Source organism: Actinomycetota bacterium (assembly GCA_012837825.1).
Lineage (GTDB): Bacteria > Actinomycetota > Humimicrobiia > Humimicrobiales > Humimicrobiaceae > Humimicrobium.
This window is the reverse complement of record DUQM01000043.1, coordinates 18,273-34,125: the sequence shown is the minus strand read 5'-3', so window position 1 is coordinate 34,125 and position 15,853 is coordinate 18,273. Positions and strand designations below refer to the sequence as shown.

The following is a 15,853-nucleotide window of genomic DNA, read 5'->3' as shown; positions in this document are numbered from 1 at the left end:
CATATTAACTAACAGTTCTGCCTTAATGCTCGTGATATCAGGATTTATTATAGCAATAAATACAGTATATGCTAAATAAAAGAATTTTTAGAGATCTTATTTCTTGAAAAGAGACCAGTTAAGGTCTGTTCCTGTAATTTCTTCTCCGTCAGGCGCCCATTTTATTTCCTTATCTGAAATAACCTTATATTCAAAATTGTAATCATCGACAGTAAATGTAATTACATCTTTGTCAAGAACCCATTTTCCATCTGAAATCATGGTTTCAACATCGCTCTCAAGGTAAGTTTCTTCCATATGAAAAGTACCGTCTGAATTAATAGTTATAAGGGTTTGAATACCGGGACAGTCAGCACATGGAAGTGTGCCTTCAAATGTTCCGCTTAATTTGGACTTTGAGCAACCAATACTTAATAAAGCTGCCAGAATAATTGCTGTAACTGACAAGATAATCAATGTTTTTTTCATCATGCTACCTTCTTTGTTTTATATTTTAATATATTAAATAACTTGAAAATCCTAATTTTAAATTATTGCACAAAAAGCTTATTTAATGGGAAATTTTTTGTACTTTTTCCAAATAAATTACCGAAAAATCCCGTTTATTATTTTTTTCCCCTTCTGTAAGCTTTTGCAAGTCTTTCATTTTCTATATTAATTGCCGGCCTGTTGTTTTCAGTAACGATAAGGTTTCCGTCATTTGTTGTTCTGCCTATTTTTGTTACTTTTATATTATATTTTTTGTAAACTTCTTCAAAGCTTTTTTCTTTGCCTTCTTTAACCACTGCAACTGCAGCCAGGGATTCACTCAACAGCGCATAATCAAGTCTCTTGTCATATGCAATATTTTCCGCTATTATCTCTGCCCCTATCTTATCTTTGCTTTTAAATATCATATCTGTTATTGCAGCGGCAAGCCCTCCGTTTCCTATTAATTTTGAAGATTCTACCATGTCATTTTCAGCTGCCTCAATTGATGCATGTTCAAAGCCGGCTGCACTGTCTTCGGAAAGACAGGGAAGATTTTTACCAAGCCTGCCATTTATGGCTGCATACTCGGAACCTTTAAATTCGTGTTTTATCTCCCCTATAAGATAAATGGCTCTGCCACTGTTTTTAAAAGCATTCGTTACTGTTTTGCCATAATCATTTATGTATCCAAAAACACCGGGTATCATTGAAGGATCTATCGCTTTTACTTCTTTGTCTTCTGCAATAAAAGTATTATTTAAGGATACATTTCCTGACACAATCGCCATAGGCTCTCTTTTCCCAAAGATAGGAATTTTGCAAGCTTTATTTAATCCCTTTATGCCTTCAACAAAACTATGGAAATCTTCAGGTCTGTCAGGATTTGCATAATTGCAGCCATCAGTTGCAGCTATCGGACAAAGTCCTGCCAATGCCAGTTTAAGTCTTGCCTGCAAAGTTGCCAGATAGGACTGTTCGAAAGAAGTGCCGTTTCTGCCCTGTATGGATTTCCCACCGAAAACCAGAGCTATTCCTATTTTTTTCTGCTTTTCATCTACATCTTCATACATAAGCGGGGCAATTACGGCTGTGTCTGACTCTCTTGCTTTTATCACCATGTAATCTTTATCCATATAAGCATCATAAGATTCTTTTTTATAATAAACATTATCTGAGCTTAATATGCCCAGGATTGTTTCTTCAAGATCTTCAGGCTCATTAACGCTGAAGTCCTTTTCTTCCTCTATGGCCATAGCTTTTGTATCAGGTTCATACTGGGGTGAATTGCTTATAAGGCTGTTTGGAATATCGCAGAAAACTTCTCCGCTTACACTATCTTTCATGACAAACCTGTCTTCACTTATAACTTCGCCGACAACAGCTATCACTCCTCCGCTTTTTACAAAATCTTCATTGCTTCTGAATGTTTCCAGTATTATATCGGTAGCTTTTCCTCTGGGCGCAATTATCATATTTCTTTCCTGATCCTCACCTACTGCCAGCTCATATGCACTGACACCTTCCGGTGAAGGCACCTTGTCTGTATAGATGATAACACCATAGCCTTCAGGAACCTGCTCCGATGTGGAACATGTCAGTCCTGCTGCCCCCATATCTTTCATCGATATTTTTTTAAACAATCCTTCTTTTTTTAAATTTTTCTTCGCCTGCTCCAGGGCAGCCAGGGTATCTCTTTCAAGCTCGGGTTTTGATCCGAACTCTGCTTTATATAGCTGCTTTCCTTCCTCTCTTGTTTTTGACGAACTTGATGCCCCTCCGGCAGCTGCGCCTTTGGTCTCTTTACCAAAATATATAAGGTTATAGCCGCCAGAATCTTTTGACGCCATATTTGGTATAAGGTATTCTGTTTTTACAACTCCTATGGCAGAAACATTGGCAAGACAGTTTTCCTTGAAATATTCATTAAAATAAGTGTCAAGGTCAACCAGGGGAACTCCCATGACATTGCAATAATTTGCTGCACCTTTTGTTCCTTCTTCCAGTATATATCTTGAGTGCTTGCCGCTAAGGGGACCCGTTCTTAAAGATACGCCGCATCCTACAATTCTGGCTCCCATTGCAAATATGTCCCTGATTACTCCGCCTATGCCTGTTGCAGCGCCATCATAAGGATTTTCCTGAGTAGGATGATTATGTGATTCAATCTTAAAGACAGCGACATAATCTGTCCCGGGTATCATTACCGCTCCGGCTTCGCTGTTCTTTGTTTTTAATATATAGCTATTGTCTTTTATAAGCATCCCGAGAGTTTTCTTTGTGTGTTTGTAGGAGCAGTGTTCCGACCAAAGGGAGTCCAGGATTCCTAATTCTGTAATATTTAAGATTTTCTTTGCTCTTCTCTGCGCTTCTTTTACCTCATATAAAGAAAGGCTCCATTCGTTTTTGTCTATGATTTCCTGAAGCTCAGAATCACTTTTATTATTATCAAGAAAATCTATTCTTTCTTCAGCCATGAGACTCCTCCCATTTCAATACTCAGCATAATCACTGAATTTTTTATATTTAAAAAAGTTATATTACGAGAAATAATTATATCATTTAAATGGAATAATGAACTGATGAATGTTAGATACAATAAGTAAGTATTTAATACTTAAACATTTTAATTATCTTTTACAAAAAATATCTCAAAACACCAAAAATCCCTTGGAGACAGGATTTTAATTCTCTTATAATTTTCAATCATTAATAAGTCTTTATAATTTCACTTCTGTTTAAATTCTTCTTCAGCAATTTTATTTTTCTTGATTATCCTGCTCTTCATAACTTTATCTAAAATCCCTATTTTGGGATTAAAATCTTCAAGCTCCGGACTATTTTCTAACTCACTTTCATTATATGGTAAATTTTTTACAGGTTTATTTTCATTAAATGATGCATGGCTCTTAAACATCTCAAAATTTAAAATTGATTCACTAAGAGAGTTTCTTAAATAATTTCCAATATCCCGTATTTCAATATCTTTAGTGTGCTTTACAAAAAACTAAGATGATACGGAAGATTTTTCTATCATCCTGATCCTCTATCATCCCGATCCCGGTGAGATTTCAGCAACTATAGAAGGAAGTATAAATACCAATGTAGACGAAATGAGAGTTGTAAAATATCCTGAATCCGGAGAAAATATGTTAGGATTGATTTTTCTTTATAATATAAGGGAGGAAAAATGATTAAAAATAAAAATATCGTCTTGGGTATTATCGGCTGCGGGACTATTGGAAAATTTCATGTTAGAAATATAATACAAAATTTCAGGAGCGTCAGAATAAAAAGTATTTGTGACACTGACATTGAAAACGTGAAAAACTGGGCTGTAAAGGAAGGTTTTTCCGATGGAATAACTTTTACTTCCGATTATAAAGATATATTAAGTGATGACCAGATAAACGCAGTCGTTATTGCCACTCAGATAACACAGCATACAGATATTCTGATAAGCGCCGCAAATGCAGGTAAAAATATTTTTTGCGAAAAACAGATAGGGGTACATCCGGAAAAAGTAAAGACAGCCATAGATATTGCTAAAAAGCAGAATTTAAAATTACAGGTCGGATTTCACAGGAGATTTGATATTAACTACATTAAAGCAAGGGAAATGATATTAAACAATGCTGTAGGAGATATACATGTTGTTAAGGCTGTCTCAAGACTACCCGAAGTCCTTGCAGCCAGGTATCTGCAAAAAGGCCTGTTTGCAGGACATTTTAATGAAGTGACAAGCCATGACTTTGATATTTTAAGATTCCTGACCGGTTCAGAAGTAGTGGAATTGTTTGCCATTGGAAAAGTACTGATAGAGCAAAAATTTGCTGAAATTGAGGATTATGACACAATACTAGTGAGTTTGAAATTTGGCAATGATTCGGTCGGAGCAGTTGATGGCAGCATGCAGGCCTCATATGGTTTTGACCAGAGAGTCGAAATATTTGGTTCAAAGGGATGTATCTTTATAGATAATATGGTTCCAACACAAATACTTTTTTACAGTAACAATGGAGGCCGGATAGATAAATTGACTGATGCAGCATGGTCCAGTAAAAATAAGAGCTACTCTCTTTTCTATATGGATAGATACCATGATGCGTTTGTAAAGGAGTTTGAAGAGTTTTTCAAGGCAATAGTTGAAGACAAGGAACCTGTATGCAGCGGTATTGATGGATTGAAAAATATCCTTATCTGTAATGCTGCAAAGAAGTCAGCTGACCTCAATAAGCCGGTTAAAATTGATTATAGTATCTGTAGCTAACGAGTAACGAGTACAGCCGAGACGATCGCAGCTCCACGTTTATAGCAAACTGATGCAAGCTTAGGCAATCAATCTCGCTTTCTGCTGTAACCACATAACACACTATTTTTTAAGGCGGCTGAAATTATAGATAGTCAGGCTTTTCTTTCCGGAAGAATAGTCTCAGAACTTCTTCTGATATTTACCCTACATTTATGGGACATTAATTTGCCTGCGCCGTCACAAGCGTATGCGATATGCAACATCCGACCGGTTGCACTGAAAAGCTTGTCCGGAAAACACGCGCTAAATCATCTAAACGAGCAGACCGGAAAGCAGCTTGGTTTCATTATCGTTGATACATTCATTAAGGTCAGTCTGGAATGCATCCAGGACAGCTTTCTCATAGCGTTATTCTATCGCATTGAGAAACAGGATGGTAGCCAGACTGTATGCAGCTACAGCAGTGATCAGCACAATAAAGACGATTCCAAATGCCAAAAATAACGTCCTTTTTGTTTTACTGTACTCTATGAAAAAAAGTATTGCCGGAACCAGCAATACAACGAAGACGATCCCGGCTGCAAGTAAAGTCATAGACAGACTCCAACTTTCTTAACAATATTATTTCGGCTTTAATTGTTGCATAACCAGTATAGCATATAACTTCAGCCCATAAATGTATTTTTTGAATTGCAAGCCATCATAGGTAAAATCATTAACCAGATGGCTATAAAGGCAATAATCTTTTTCATAAAATAAATCTCCTCCACAAACTGAGAAATTTGATGAAGTCATCTTCAACTATATCAGGATTCATTGAAGAAACGATAGATAAAGTCTTGCCATGAAGAGAGTCCGCCGCGATTATCCTTGTTTTTTATTTTTAGTGCTGTATTGTTTCAAATGAACGTCTTCTATTGCTCCAGGGAAACGTATAGCATTTCCAATTTCTGAAGATATCCTATGATATGGAACGGTATGGACTCTAATTACATCTGCTCCCAACATGGTGGCGATAGCCGTAAGAGCGGCAGAGCCTATGTCGCGATTTTCATAGCCATTCTCAGTTTCCAAATCCATATTAAAACCGGCATTCTCCAGTATATTGACTATAAATCTCTTTCTGGAAACCCCTACAAAGATACAGTAACCCATATCTCTTAAAACATGGAGATCTCTGATTAATAAAAGATTCTCCCTCTTTGTTAAACCGAAACCGATACCCGGATCCAACATGATTCTTTCATCATCTACTCCAGCCTCATGAGCGATCTTGATGCAACGTCTCATGTAGAAGCACATAGATTCCTGTATGGGTAAACTGGCCATTTTTTCGATTTCATCTTGACTAAAGACTCCTTTACCCCCGAAGAAAGGAAAGATTTTTGATCCCGGATGATTGGGTCTTGCAATAACGGGATTAAACATCAAGATGGCTCCGGCTCTGGATTCGCCAACAACCTTCGCCATATTGGGATCCCCTAAGAAGCCTGTAATATCATTGATAATATCTGCTCCGACTTCAATGGCCTCTTTCGCCACAGGTGCCTTCCAAGTATCGAGCGATATAGGTACATCGGTGCATTTTTTTAATTCACGTATTACCGGTAAGATTCGGTCGATCTCCTCTCTGACTTCCACCGACGTGCTGCCTGGTCTGGTGGATTCACCACCAATATCCAACATTCTCGCCCCCTGTTCCACCAACTCCAAGGCACGAGCGACAGCTTTTTTTGTTGAATACCATCGTCCCCCATCAGAAAAAGAATCCGGTGTAACATTGACAATGCCGCAAAGGATTGTTCCATCAGCACTGACAATGGTCTTATCGTTATACTTAAATATTTTGTGCATTATAACTCCTTATATAGTTTTTTTATAATGGTTGGCAACTCTTACTTAAAAAACTATAAATATTTACTTGCTTCTCTGATACTAAGTTTATCCATTCTATCTTTGTAGGTTTCTATAAATTTTCTTACCCAGTCAGGATTTGTTTTTGAGTAGTCTCGCAAGCTCCAACCAATAGCCTTATTGATAAAGAACTCAGAACTCCCAAAATTATTCACTATTATTTTTTCAAGCAACCGGGTATTCGTCTTATCCTTTCTATGAAGTTGATGATCAATAGCAATTCTTCGCACCCAAAAATCTTCATCAATCGACCATTCAATCATTAAGTCATTTATTCTTTCATCAACAAAAGCGATATTTCCAATGATTCCGGTAAAGCCATCAATCGTATCCCACCACTGTTTTGCCTTTATATATTTCTTTATATGTGGGACATCATCAAATGTTAAAAACTTCTGCATTGTCCTAAGATAATCCACAACAAGATACTGGAACTCCCTATGTTCATCTTCATAGCACTGATCAAGCAAATCCCAATCAATTAATCTTTTTCTTTTCTCTTCTTTTAGAAATTCTTTATAAAGAGCCCTTCGTTTTGATGTTGGCAGACCGTAGAACAAAAACAAATTTCTCAAGTATGCAGACATCTTTTTTGCATATTCACTATTGCGGTTTTTTTCAAATTGTTCCCTAAGTTTGATATATTTGTTCATCTTACTTTCTCTTATCATTTCAGTACAATAATATCATCTTCCGGCTTTTCCCCGTCTAACAAGTGCTCAGTATAATCATAAATAATCAAATCTGGTTCCGGATACTTCCGGTGATATGACTCTTTTGATCATTTAGTAATTCATGCTCAACATTCTCTTTATTGTAAGAACCGGAAAACACTTCTATCAACATATATTTCTTAAGCATATCTTAGTCCTTTTTCTTCTAAATTAAGAACAGGAGTAAACCTCTTTAAAAACTAATTAATATCTATGCATGAAAAGATGATGTAATTCTTATTTTTAACTAAAACTTTTAATAATTGAAGGGTTTTAGTGTGTCTTTAAGCAGGCCATAGCTGGCCATTGCAAATGATTATTTTACAAAATAACAGCAGGGCCAGCCTGTAAGCCGAGTTCTGTAACAACCCTTTCGGGTTGCCGATAATCATCTATCTGGGACATATATTGCTATATGCCTCAAGCGACCAACCCGGAAGAGAGGCGGGCAGCCCCGTATCTTCCCTATTTGGTCTTGCTCCGGATGAGGTTTTCAAAGCCAGCCAGTTGCCTGACCGCTGGTGGGCTCTTACCCCGCCATTTCACCCTTACCGTTATTTTACCAAATCAAGGTTCGTAAATGCTTAAAAAAGCATACGAACAGTAAATATACGGCGGTGTATTTTCTGTTGCACTATCTGTCAGACATGACTTTCGTCTGCCTGCCCGGGCGTTACCCGGCGTCCTGCCCTTTGGAGCTCGGACTTTCCTCAGAAACAAAGTTTCCGCGATTATCCGGCTGACCCTGCGTTATAGTTAAAATAATAAATGTAATTTATTAAAAATCAAGACCAGTTAAAATAGATACTTTTGACAATATTCTATTGACTATGCCGGTTTTGTTTATTATTTATTTATACAATAATAGTAATTAGCAGGATAATATTAATAACCAGTCGCGGAAAACCCTTTAAAATATTTTCAGTTACTGGCTTAAAGATTTCTTTTGCTCGTCAAGGGCTTTGTTTACAAGCCTGTCTGCATCTTTATTCTTTTCGCGGGGAATATGAATGAAATTATAGTATGGGAGGTCGTAAAGCATTTTTTTTGCCTGTTCATTCAAAAGCTTTATGTCGGGATTTTTTATTTTCCAGAAACCTTTTATCTGATTGTAGACAAGACTGCTGTCTGTATGGAAAATAACCCGATAAGCGTCGATTTCTCTCAGAAGCCTAAGAGCTTCAATCAAAGCAGAATATTCTGCAACATTATTGGTGGCTGTGCCTATGTATTTTCCGAACCGGGAAATTATATTATCCTTTTCATCTGCAATAACCACTCCTATGGCGGCAGGTCCCGGATTGCCCCTGGATCCTCCATCAGTAAAAACCCTGACTTCTGTATGATCACGCTTATTCATTATATTCTTCGTTTATCCGGTCGATTTCCGGTCTGTACCTTATAAGCATTCTTTTGCAGTTGGGGCATCTGTAGATCAAATCATCGCTGCTCATGTTCATGGCCTCCATCATTGACATCTCCATGTTGCAGGCAAGACAGAGCTTTTCCTTAAGTATTCCTATTGCTACTCCGCCTCTTTTTTCAGCGACTTCATTGAATTTGTCTGTCTGCGCTTCGGGAATTCTTGAAGCTACTTCCTGTTTTTTATCTTTGTATTTATTTAAAACTTTTTCTTCCGCGGCGATTTTTTCATCTATCTCATCACTTAGTTTTTTAACATAAGCTTCTATTTTTTCCTTTTTTTCTTTTTGAGCCTTTATCTCTTCATCAATGTCGTCAATCTTTATCATTATCTCAAGCATATTATTCTCTAGTTCTGTGTTTATCTTTTTTATGCTTTCAATTTCTTCATTAAGGCTTATGATTTCTTTTGAGCTTGTTATAGTTCCACTTGAAAGTTTCTGCTCATTCTTTTTTATTTTTTCATTTTTAAGACTTATTTCATCTTCAAGCTTTTTCCTCTGGCTCTCAAGATCATGCCGTGTTTTCCGAAGCCCTTCAAGAGCAGTTTCTGCTTCTCTTAATTCTTCCGCCCTGTTTTTAAGGTCTTCATCATCTTTCAGCTTTTGTATTTCTCTCTCATAAAATCTTATCTTGTTTTCTGCAAGCTGAAGACAGTAAAGATCGGTCAGGCTGAAAATTGTGTTATTCAATAAAATACCTCCATAAATTAATAGGCTTTTCGCCCTTATAGAGAACAATGTCCAGTTTGTTTTCCCGAATGAATCCGTCAATTATTTCCCAGGCCATATCGGTAAAAACCACCTCGGACTCGGCATGTCCTATCTCTGCAACCAGTATGCCTTTTTCAAAAACTGCTGCGCAATTATGGTAGCTGATTTCCCCGCATAAGAGAGCATCGAAATCAAAATCCAGCATATTTTCCACTACTGAATCTGCGCTTCCGTTTATTAAAAGTACTTTTTTTATTTTAACATCATCTGCCGGTTTGCTGAAAACAAATCTCAGATTTTTTAATCCAAGTTTTTCTTTTACGCTTTTCAGGAAATCGGCAGCGCTTACAGAAACATCAAATTCTGCTGTCTGGCCTATCCCACCCTCCGGAAATCTGTTTTCCAGGGCATATATGTCATAAGCAGGTTCTTCATATGGATGGGCTTTTATTACAGAGTTGGAAAGCTTTTCAAGATTTTCCCCGTTTACTATGCATTCCATCCTGATTTCTTCCACTTCTGAAAGCATCCCTTTCTCCCCGATAAAGGGAGATGAACTGCTGCCGGGCCTGAAAGTGCCTTTTCCCTCAGTTCCGAATGTGCAGCATGAATAATCTTTCCAGGTTCCGCCTCCGGCTTCACACATTGCCTGCCTTATTTTTTCTTCAAAATCTGCCGGAACAAAAACAACAAACTTGTACCGTCTTCTGCCTGCCGGTTCAAGATATCCCGTTTGTTTAAGCCCGAGTTCTTTTAATATGCGGCTGCCTATTCCGAAATCAGCTGCATCCATATTGGTATGAGCACTGTAAACAGCAATATCATTTTTAATTACATCCATTATTATCTTTTCATTTACGCTTTCAGATGTAAGCCTCTTTAAGGGATTAAAAATCAGGGGATGATGAGAAATTATAAGATCTGCCCTTTTATCTTTTGCCTGCCTGACTGCGCTAAAGTCAACATCCAGTGCAATCAGAATTCTTGTTATTTCCTTGCTCAGATCTCCGATAAGAAGGCCGCAGTTGTCCCAGGAAAACGCCAAATCTTTTTTAAAAAGCTTGTCCAGATAAGTTGTAATTTCTTTAAGAAGCATTTTCTTGGTGGGCCCACCAGGATTCGGACCTGGGACCTCCGCATTATGAGTGCGCTGCTCTAACCAGCTGAGCTATGGGCCCTTTTTACTATGAATTGTTAATTTAGCAATTGCTTATATTAATAAAAATCAATGATTAAGTCAAATACTTTAGCAAGAATATAGGTTATAATAAAATGGATGAATTACATATAAATTAACTGTAATTTTTATATAGGAGGAAACAAATTATGGACGATGCGGTAAAAATTAATTTTTTCGGACATTCATTCTTTATGATTACTTCTGCCAAAGGTTTGAGAATAGCTATGGATCCCTATGATGAGCAGGTAAAAAGTGTTCTGCCCGAGGTCAGGACTGATATAGCCCTTATTTCCCACAATCATTTTGACCATAATAATATTTCTCTTTTTACAGAAGCTCCTGAAATTATTATAAAGACACCGGGGCAACATGAAGTAAAAGGATTAAAGATAAACGGTTTTTCATCTTTTCATGATAAGTCCGGAGGAACGGCAAGAGGTAAGAATATTATATTTACCTTCAGTATTGACGGAATTTCATTTGTACATTTCGGCGATCTTGGAACATTTCCACACGACGGCATCCTGGCAGAACTTAAAGGCAGCCATATAATTTTTATCCCTGTCGGGGGCGTATATACAATTAATCACTCTGAAGCATTTGAGCTTGTGAAAATGATTAAGCCCAGAATAGTAGTGCCGATGCATTTTAAAGAACACGATACAAAAATAGGTGTTGATAATATTTCCGGTTTTAAATCCCTTGCCTCAGAAGAAATGGAATTTAAGGAATTTAAAAAAGAATTTTCCATAAAAAAAGAATTGCTTCCGGAAAATACGGAGGTTTGGACAGTATCTTCTTCCTGACATTTATTGCCTGTCTAAGATATCGCAGTTACCGGAAATTATATGCGAACTATAAAAGATCTTTCTGTCTGAAGCTGTAATACCCATTTTCTGCAACTATTATATGGTCAAGCATGTTTATCCCTATAATGGAACAGGATTTGCACAGCCTGTTTGTAATCTCTATGTCGTCAGTTGACGGTTCAGGATCTCCGCTCGGGTGATTATGCACACAAATAACTGAAGCTGCGCTGGACTGTATCGCAGGCCTGAGCACCTCCCTGGGATGAACAATGCTTGAAGTAAGACTTCCCTGGGATACAAGTATGTCTTTTATAATCTTGTTTTTTACATCAAGAAGAATTACTTTAAACTGTTCTTTCTTAAGGTCTTTCATTAAAGGAATGTAATAATTAGCCACTTCCTCACTGCATCTGAATTTTATATTATTTCCATTCTTCCGGCTTAAAATCCTTCTTCCAAGCTCGACAGCTGCAATGACCTTTGCCGCCTTTGCCTTTCCCATTCCTTCAGAAGCAGCCATTTCATCAGCAGAAATATTGGCAAGATTATTAAGGCTTCCGTAGGTCTGAAGAAGATTTTTTAAAATATCGATTGCCGAATAACTGCCGTGTCTTGTTTTAATGCCTGTGCCTATTACAAGAGCTATCAGTTCCGCATTTGTCAGTGTATCGGAACCTGATTTTAAAAGCTTCTCTCTGGGCCTTTCATCTTCCGGCCAGTCTTTTATGCTAAATGAAGCTTTAAGGAAATATGTCCTGTTATTCATATTTATATATTAGCACATATATATATTTGTGCAATATAATTTTTTTATGGGAATCAGGAGTCTTTAAAGTATGTTCCACCCCCCATATTTAAGGCCATTTCTTATCAGAAAGCCATAAACATAAGCAAACCAAAAGGCAGGAAGAGTCAATATAAGCATAAGGTATACAATTATGGGTTTTTCAAAATAATGTTCTTTTTTAACATTGAATTCAGGACAATATTAAATAAATAAACCTTGCTTATAAATATTTAATTAAATATTTGCATTGTTTTTACCTCAAATATGATTCCACCTTAAAAATGTTGAATAAACTGTCAACTAAAACCCTGCCCTAAAATATTAATCATATGTATTGAATGGTTTAGTATTACATAAATAAGTAAATTTTTATTACCAGACTTTCAGTAATGAATTATACCAATAAACCTTTCAGTGAAGCCTTTGCAGAAATATTAAAAGACAGACAGATCAAGCTAAGAAGCCTTGGAGCAAAAACCAATCTGAACTACAGCTATTTCAGCAAAATAATAAGAAAAAGAAAAGTTCCTCCCATTGATACTATTGAGAATATTTGCAATGCGCTTGAAATAGAGCCTGAATTTTTTATTGAGTACAGAATTCATAAAATATGCAAATTCCTTTATAATAATCCCGGGCTTGTTGATAATGTCAGCCATTATGTTTACAAGCTTCAGAATAAGAAAATTGTCAGAGTGGCGGAAAAAAAGGAAAAGTTCGGTAATAAAAAATAATGGAATTTTTTTATGACCTCTCAAAATGCAATCTTTGTCCTCATAACTGTAATGCCGACCGTTCCAGGCAGAGAAACGGGTTCTGCAAAGCAGGGGCGCTTACAGAGATAGAATCCTATATGCCTCACTACGGGGAAGAACCTGAGCTTTCAGGAACAAAAGGTTCAGGCACTATCTTCTTTTCAAAATGCAATATGCGTTGCGTTTACTGCCAGAACTACCAGATAAGCCAGGAATCCGGCAAAAATAATATTAATAACACAATTATTTGCGATAAAGAAGGTCTGGCAAAAATAATGATGGAGCTTGAGGGCAAAGGCTGCCACAATATCAATCTGGTATCCCCCACTATATGGGCTGCAAACATTATCGAAGCGCTGAAACATGCCGGAGACCGCCTCAGAATTCCAGTAGTATACAATACCGGCGGATATGAGAAGGAGCAGACAATAAAAATGCTGAAAGGCCTTGTACAGATATATATGCCTGATATGCGTTATGCAGACAATGCTTTTGCCGGCAGATATTCTGATGTCGGAGATTATGTAAAATATAACCGGCAATCAGTCAGGGAAATGTATGAACAGGTCGGAAACCTTGTAACCGATAAAAACAACATAGCCGTAAAGGGGCTGATAATAAGGCTTCTGATTCTCCCAGGCAATATCTCAGAAGTAAAAAAATCGCTTGACTTCATTAAAAATGTGCTCTCAGATGAAGTATATATAAGCCTGATGTCGCAGTATCATCCGCTTTACAGGGCATGTGATTTTCCGGAATTAAACAGACATATTAACTTTAAAGAATATATAGATGTAATAAGATATGCGGAAAAGCTGGGGTTTTCAAACGGTTCCTTTCAGGAATTCAGCGGCATACGCCAACCCCATGAAGATCCCTATACTCCTGATTTTTCAGAAAAAGACATATTCGGATTCAGCAAGGAGAACAAAGAATAAACGGATTTTAAAATACTTGGATAAAAGAGCTAAAAAACGGTGTCGTAATCTATCTTTTTTTCTTCCATTTTCTTATGCCTTCAAGCCCGAACGTATTTATGACATCACTTTTTTCAATACCGGCTTTTCTTGCAATATCGACTCCCAGCCTGACCATAAACAAATTATTCTCCCGATGAGAATCCGTGTTTATCGCAAACAAAGAACCTGCTTTCTTGGCTTTTCTGGCATTTTCTTCGTTCAGATCAAGCCTCAGATAATATGAATTAATCTCAAGAGCTTTTCCGTTTTTAACAGCAGTTTTTATAACTTCATCGACATCCATAAAATAAGGAGCCCTGCTTCCGAAAACTACCCCGGTAGGATGCGCCAGTACGTCGATATGCTTTTCATTTAATGCCCTGATAAATCTTGACGTATTGGTAGCTGAGTCAAACTTAAAGCCACTATGAATCGAGGCAAGGGCAATGTCAAAATCAGCTATAACTTCCGGCGGATAATCAAGATTGCCTTCTTCGTCTATCTCTATTTCAGATCCCATAAGAAATCTGAATTTTTTATTCCGGCTGTTAAGCTTGTCGATGTATTTTCTTTTCAGTCCAAGATTTTTTATTTCCATTCCGTTTCCGAATTTATTGCTTACAGAGTGGTCTGAGAAAGAAAGAAATTCATAATCAAGTTTTTTAACTGATTTGATCACACGTTTTAACTCCATTATTCCGTCGCTCCAGTGGGAGTGGACGTGAAGATCGCCTTTGATATCTCTTAGTTTTATAAGATTTGGAAGATAATTTTCTTTTGCAAGTTCCAGCTCACCGGTTCCCTCCCTGAGTTCCGGACATATATAAGGAAGGCCGAGCTGTCTGTAAAGTTCATTTTCTTCCGGGCAGACATAATCATCATCTTCATTTATCAATTTCGGCGAAACCAGAACCTGGTTATTACATTCCGGATTATCCTGAAAAACAAAATCTCCTGTTATGCTGTCTGCCATTCCTCTGCCTGCGGCATAATCTTTTAATCCGCTTATATGTGTTTTACTTCCTGTGGTTATCAGCATATCTTCAGCAAAATTCCTGCCGGATGTTATGATTACTTCAAGATCTATGCCGAAAATAGTTGAAAACTTAAAACTTGCGTTTCTTTCCAGCACAAGTTCCGAGATTTTTTCCTTTATAAAGTTCTCTTTTCCTATTTTTTCTGCAAGCCTGTATGTGTGCTCAATATTAAAAGAATTCTTATTGAATTCAGGCAACAGGAGCAGGTCCATGTCTCCTACAAATGCCTTTCTTCTTCTAAGTGAACCTGTTACCCTTATTTTTTCTATTTCCCTGTATTCAGAAAACTTCCGGAGTATTTTGTCCAGGCAGATATTTACCCGCCATCTCGGATATTTGCCCTTTATGCTTTCAAAGTAATCTATGCAGTATCTGATTCTTTCAATATGAATCGGCTTTATCCCGGTGTCCCTGCTTATTTTTGGCAGATCGCTGTTTGCGCTGAAGAACTCCTTAAGCTCATCATATGTCAGAATCCCGATTTTTGAATAAATATCAAATACTCTTTTCGCTCCTATCCCGCTAAGTCTTATTATCTTCATAAGTTCTTCAGAGTATTTTTCTTTTATTTCTTCAAAAACAGAAATCTTTCCACGCTCAAAATACTCTTTTACAAGCCCGTAGGCGTAGTCGTCTATTCCGGGCATATTTCTGATGCTTCCGTCAAAAAAAACATCTGAAATGTCATCCTGATAATCTCTTATTGTCCTGGCTGCCTTACTTAAATTTATGACAGTATCTATTTCGCCCTCACGGTATTTGCAGATTTCTGCTATTGTTGTAAGTATTGATGCCAGTTTTAAATTAATCATGTTTTATTTAAATCAGAAAATTTTATAAAATA

14 protein-coding genes, 1 tRNA gene, 1 other RNA gene and 1 pseudogene are annotated in these 15,853 nt (G+C 37.1%); 5 read left to right on the top strand and 12 right to left on the bottom strand.

Translation table 11 applies throughout. The annotated features are described in order from the left end of the window. Positions 1–96: 96 nt before the first annotated feature. The 3 genes from GXZ93_03350 to GXZ93_03340 form a co-directional block, all read right to left on the bottom strand. A complete protein-coding gene (locus GXZ93_03350) occupies positions 97–471 on the bottom strand; it encodes a copper resistance protein NlpE (protein HHT78817.1) in 375 nt (124 codons plus the stop codon). 134 nt (positions 472–605) lie between these two features. Continuing rightward, on the bottom strand, positions 606–2,945 hold the full coding sequence (locus tag GXZ93_03345) for a hypothetical protein (GenBank protein ID HHT78816.1): 2,340 nt from the start codon (positions 2,943–2,945) through the stop codon (positions 606–608). A gap of 251 nt (positions 2,946–3,196) precedes the next feature. Further along, entirely contained in the window at positions 3,197–3,385 is a 189-nt protein-coding gene (locus GXZ93_03340) for a hypothetical protein (GenBank protein ID HHT78815.1), read from the bottom strand. A gap of 273 nt (positions 3,386–3,658) precedes the next feature. On the opposite strand from GXZ93_03340, the gene GXZ93_03335 reads away from it, so the two are divergent. After that, positions 3,659–4,738, top strand: a complete 1,080-nt coding sequence (locus GXZ93_03335) for a Gfo/Idh/MocA family oxidoreductase (GenBank protein HHT78814.1) — start codon at positions 3,659–3,661, stop codon at positions 4,736–4,738. Positions 4,739–5,005: 267 nt separating this feature from the next. After that, complete coding sequence (locus GXZ93_03330; protein ID HHT78813.1) at positions 5,006–5,224, top strand: hypothetical protein; 219 nt, start codon at positions 5,006–5,008, stop codon at positions 5,222–5,224. A gap of 360 nt (positions 5,225–5,584) precedes the next feature. On the opposite strand, the gene GXZ93_03325 is transcribed toward GXZ93_03330, so the two are convergent. From GXZ93_03325 to GXZ93_03295, 7 genes are all read right to left on the bottom strand, one after another. Next, positions 5,585–6,574 carry a dihydropteroate synthase gene (locus tag GXZ93_03325; protein ID HHT78812.1) on the bottom strand — a complete coding sequence of 330 codons (990 nt, stop codon included), beginning with the start codon at positions 6,572–6,574 and terminating at the stop codon, positions 5,585–5,587. Between the two features lie 53 nt (positions 6,575–6,627). Further along, positions 6,628–7,287 carry a DNA alkylation repair protein gene (locus tag GXZ93_03320; protein HHT78811.1) on the bottom strand — a complete coding sequence of 220 codons (660 nt, stop codon included), beginning with the start codon at positions 7,285–7,287 and terminating at the stop codon, positions 6,628–6,630. 392 nt (positions 7,288–7,679) lie between these two features. Further along, positions 7,680–8,094, bottom strand: an RNA gene (gene rnpB, locus GXZ93_03315) — RNase P RNA component class A. Positions 8,095–8,272: 178 nt separating this feature from the next. Then, positions 8,273–8,707 carry a ribonuclease HI family protein gene (locus tag GXZ93_03310; protein ID HHT78810.1) on the bottom strand — a complete coding sequence of 145 codons (435 nt, stop codon included), beginning with the start codon at positions 8,705–8,707 and terminating at the stop codon, positions 8,273–8,275. Then, positions 8,700–9,461, bottom strand: a complete 762-nt coding sequence (locus tag GXZ93_03305; GenBank protein HHT78809.1) for a hypothetical protein — start codon at positions 9,459–9,461, stop codon at positions 8,700–8,702. The genes GXZ93_03310 and GXZ93_03305 overlap by 8 nt, the downstream gene beginning before the upstream one ends. Further along, entirely contained in the window at positions 9,454–10,578 is a 1,125-nt protein-coding gene (locus GXZ93_03300; protein ID HHT78808.1) for a Nif3-like dinuclear metal center hexameric protein, read from the bottom strand. The genes GXZ93_03305 and GXZ93_03300 overlap by 8 nt, the downstream gene beginning before the upstream one ends. 5 nt (positions 10,579–10,583) lie before the next feature. Further along, positions 10,584–10,660 (bottom strand) — tRNA-Ile (locus tag GXZ93_03295). 148 nt (positions 10,661–10,808) lie between these two features. On the opposite strand from GXZ93_03295, the gene GXZ93_03290 reads away from it, so the two are divergent. Continuing rightward, entirely contained in the window at positions 10,809–11,468 is a 660-nt protein-coding gene (locus GXZ93_03290) for an MBL fold metallo-hydrolase (protein HHT78807.1), read from the top strand. A gap of 49 nt (positions 11,469–11,517) precedes the next feature. On the opposite strand, the gene radC is transcribed toward GXZ93_03290, so the two are convergent. Next, on the bottom strand, positions 11,518–12,237 hold the full coding sequence (gene radC / locus GXZ93_03285; GenBank protein HHT78806.1) for a DNA repair protein RadC: 720 nt from the start codon (positions 12,235–12,237) through the stop codon (positions 11,518–11,520). A 410-nt stretch (positions 12,238–12,647) separates the two neighbouring features. On the opposite strand from radC, the gene GXZ93_03280 reads away from it, so the two are divergent. Together GXZ93_03280 and GXZ93_03275 are read left to right on the top strand one after the other, a co-directional pair. Next, a complete protein-coding gene (locus GXZ93_03280) occupies positions 12,648–12,992 on the top strand; it encodes a helix-turn-helix transcriptional regulator (protein ID HHT78805.1) in 345 nt (114 codons plus the stop codon). Next, positions 12,992–13,855, top strand: a pseudogene (locus GXZ93_03275) (radical SAM protein). Before GXZ93_03280 ends, GXZ93_03275 begins: the two are co-directional and overlap by 1 nt. 145 nt (positions 13,856–14,000) lie before the next feature. Here the strand turns inward: GXZ93_03275 and GXZ93_03270 are convergent. Further along, on the bottom strand, positions 14,001–15,821 hold the full coding sequence (locus GXZ93_03270) for a hypothetical protein (protein HHT78804.1): 1,821 nt from the start codon (positions 15,819–15,821) through the stop codon (positions 14,001–14,003). Between the last annotated feature and the right edge of the window lie 32 nt (positions 15,822–15,853).

Bases quoted from the DNA above. Each gene is read 5' to 3' on its own strand.
- GXZ93_03350 (HHT78817.1), bottom strand. From the start codon at position 471: ATGATGAAAAAAACATTGATTATCTTGTCAGTTACAGCAATTATTCTG.
- GXZ93_03345 (HHT78816.1), bottom strand. From the start codon at position 2,945: ATGGCTGAAGAAAGAATAGATTTTCTTGATAATAATAAAAGTGATTCT.
- GXZ93_03340 (HHT78815.1), bottom strand. From the start codon at position 3,385: ATGTTTAAGAGCCATGCATCATTTAATGAAAATAAACCTGTAAAAAAT.
- GXZ93_03335 (HHT78814.1), top strand. From the start codon at position 3,659: ATGATTAAAAATAAAAATATCGTCTTGGGTATTATCGGCTGCGGGACT.
- GXZ93_03325 (HHT78812.1), bottom strand. From the start codon at position 6,574: ATGCACAAAATATTTAAGTATAACGATAAGACCATTGTCAGTGCTGAT.
- GXZ93_03320 (HHT78811.1), bottom strand. From the start codon at position 7,287: ATGAACAAATATATCAAACTTAGGGAACAATTTGAAAAAAACCGCAAT.
- GXZ93_03310 (HHT78810.1), bottom strand. From the start codon at position 8,707: ATGAATAAGCGTGATCATACAGAAGTCAGGGTTTTTACTGATGGAGGA.
- GXZ93_03300 (HHT78808.1), bottom strand. From the start codon at position 10,578: ATGCTTCTTAAAGAAATTACAACTTATCTGGACAAGCTTTTTAAAAAA.
- GXZ93_03290 (HHT78807.1), top strand. From the start codon at position 10,809: ATGGACGATGCGGTAAAAATTAATTTTTTCGGACATTCATTCTTTATG.
- radC (HHT78806.1), bottom strand. From the start codon at position 12,237: ATGAATAACAGGACATATTTCCTTAAAGCTTCATTTAGCATAAAAGAC.
- GXZ93_03280 (HHT78805.1), top strand. From the start codon at position 12,648: ATGAATTATACCAATAAACCTTTCAGTGAAGCCTTTGCAGAAATATTA.
- GXZ93_03270 (HHT78804.1), bottom strand. From the start codon at position 15,821: ATGATTAATTTAAAACTGGCATCAATACTTACAACAATAGCAGAAATC.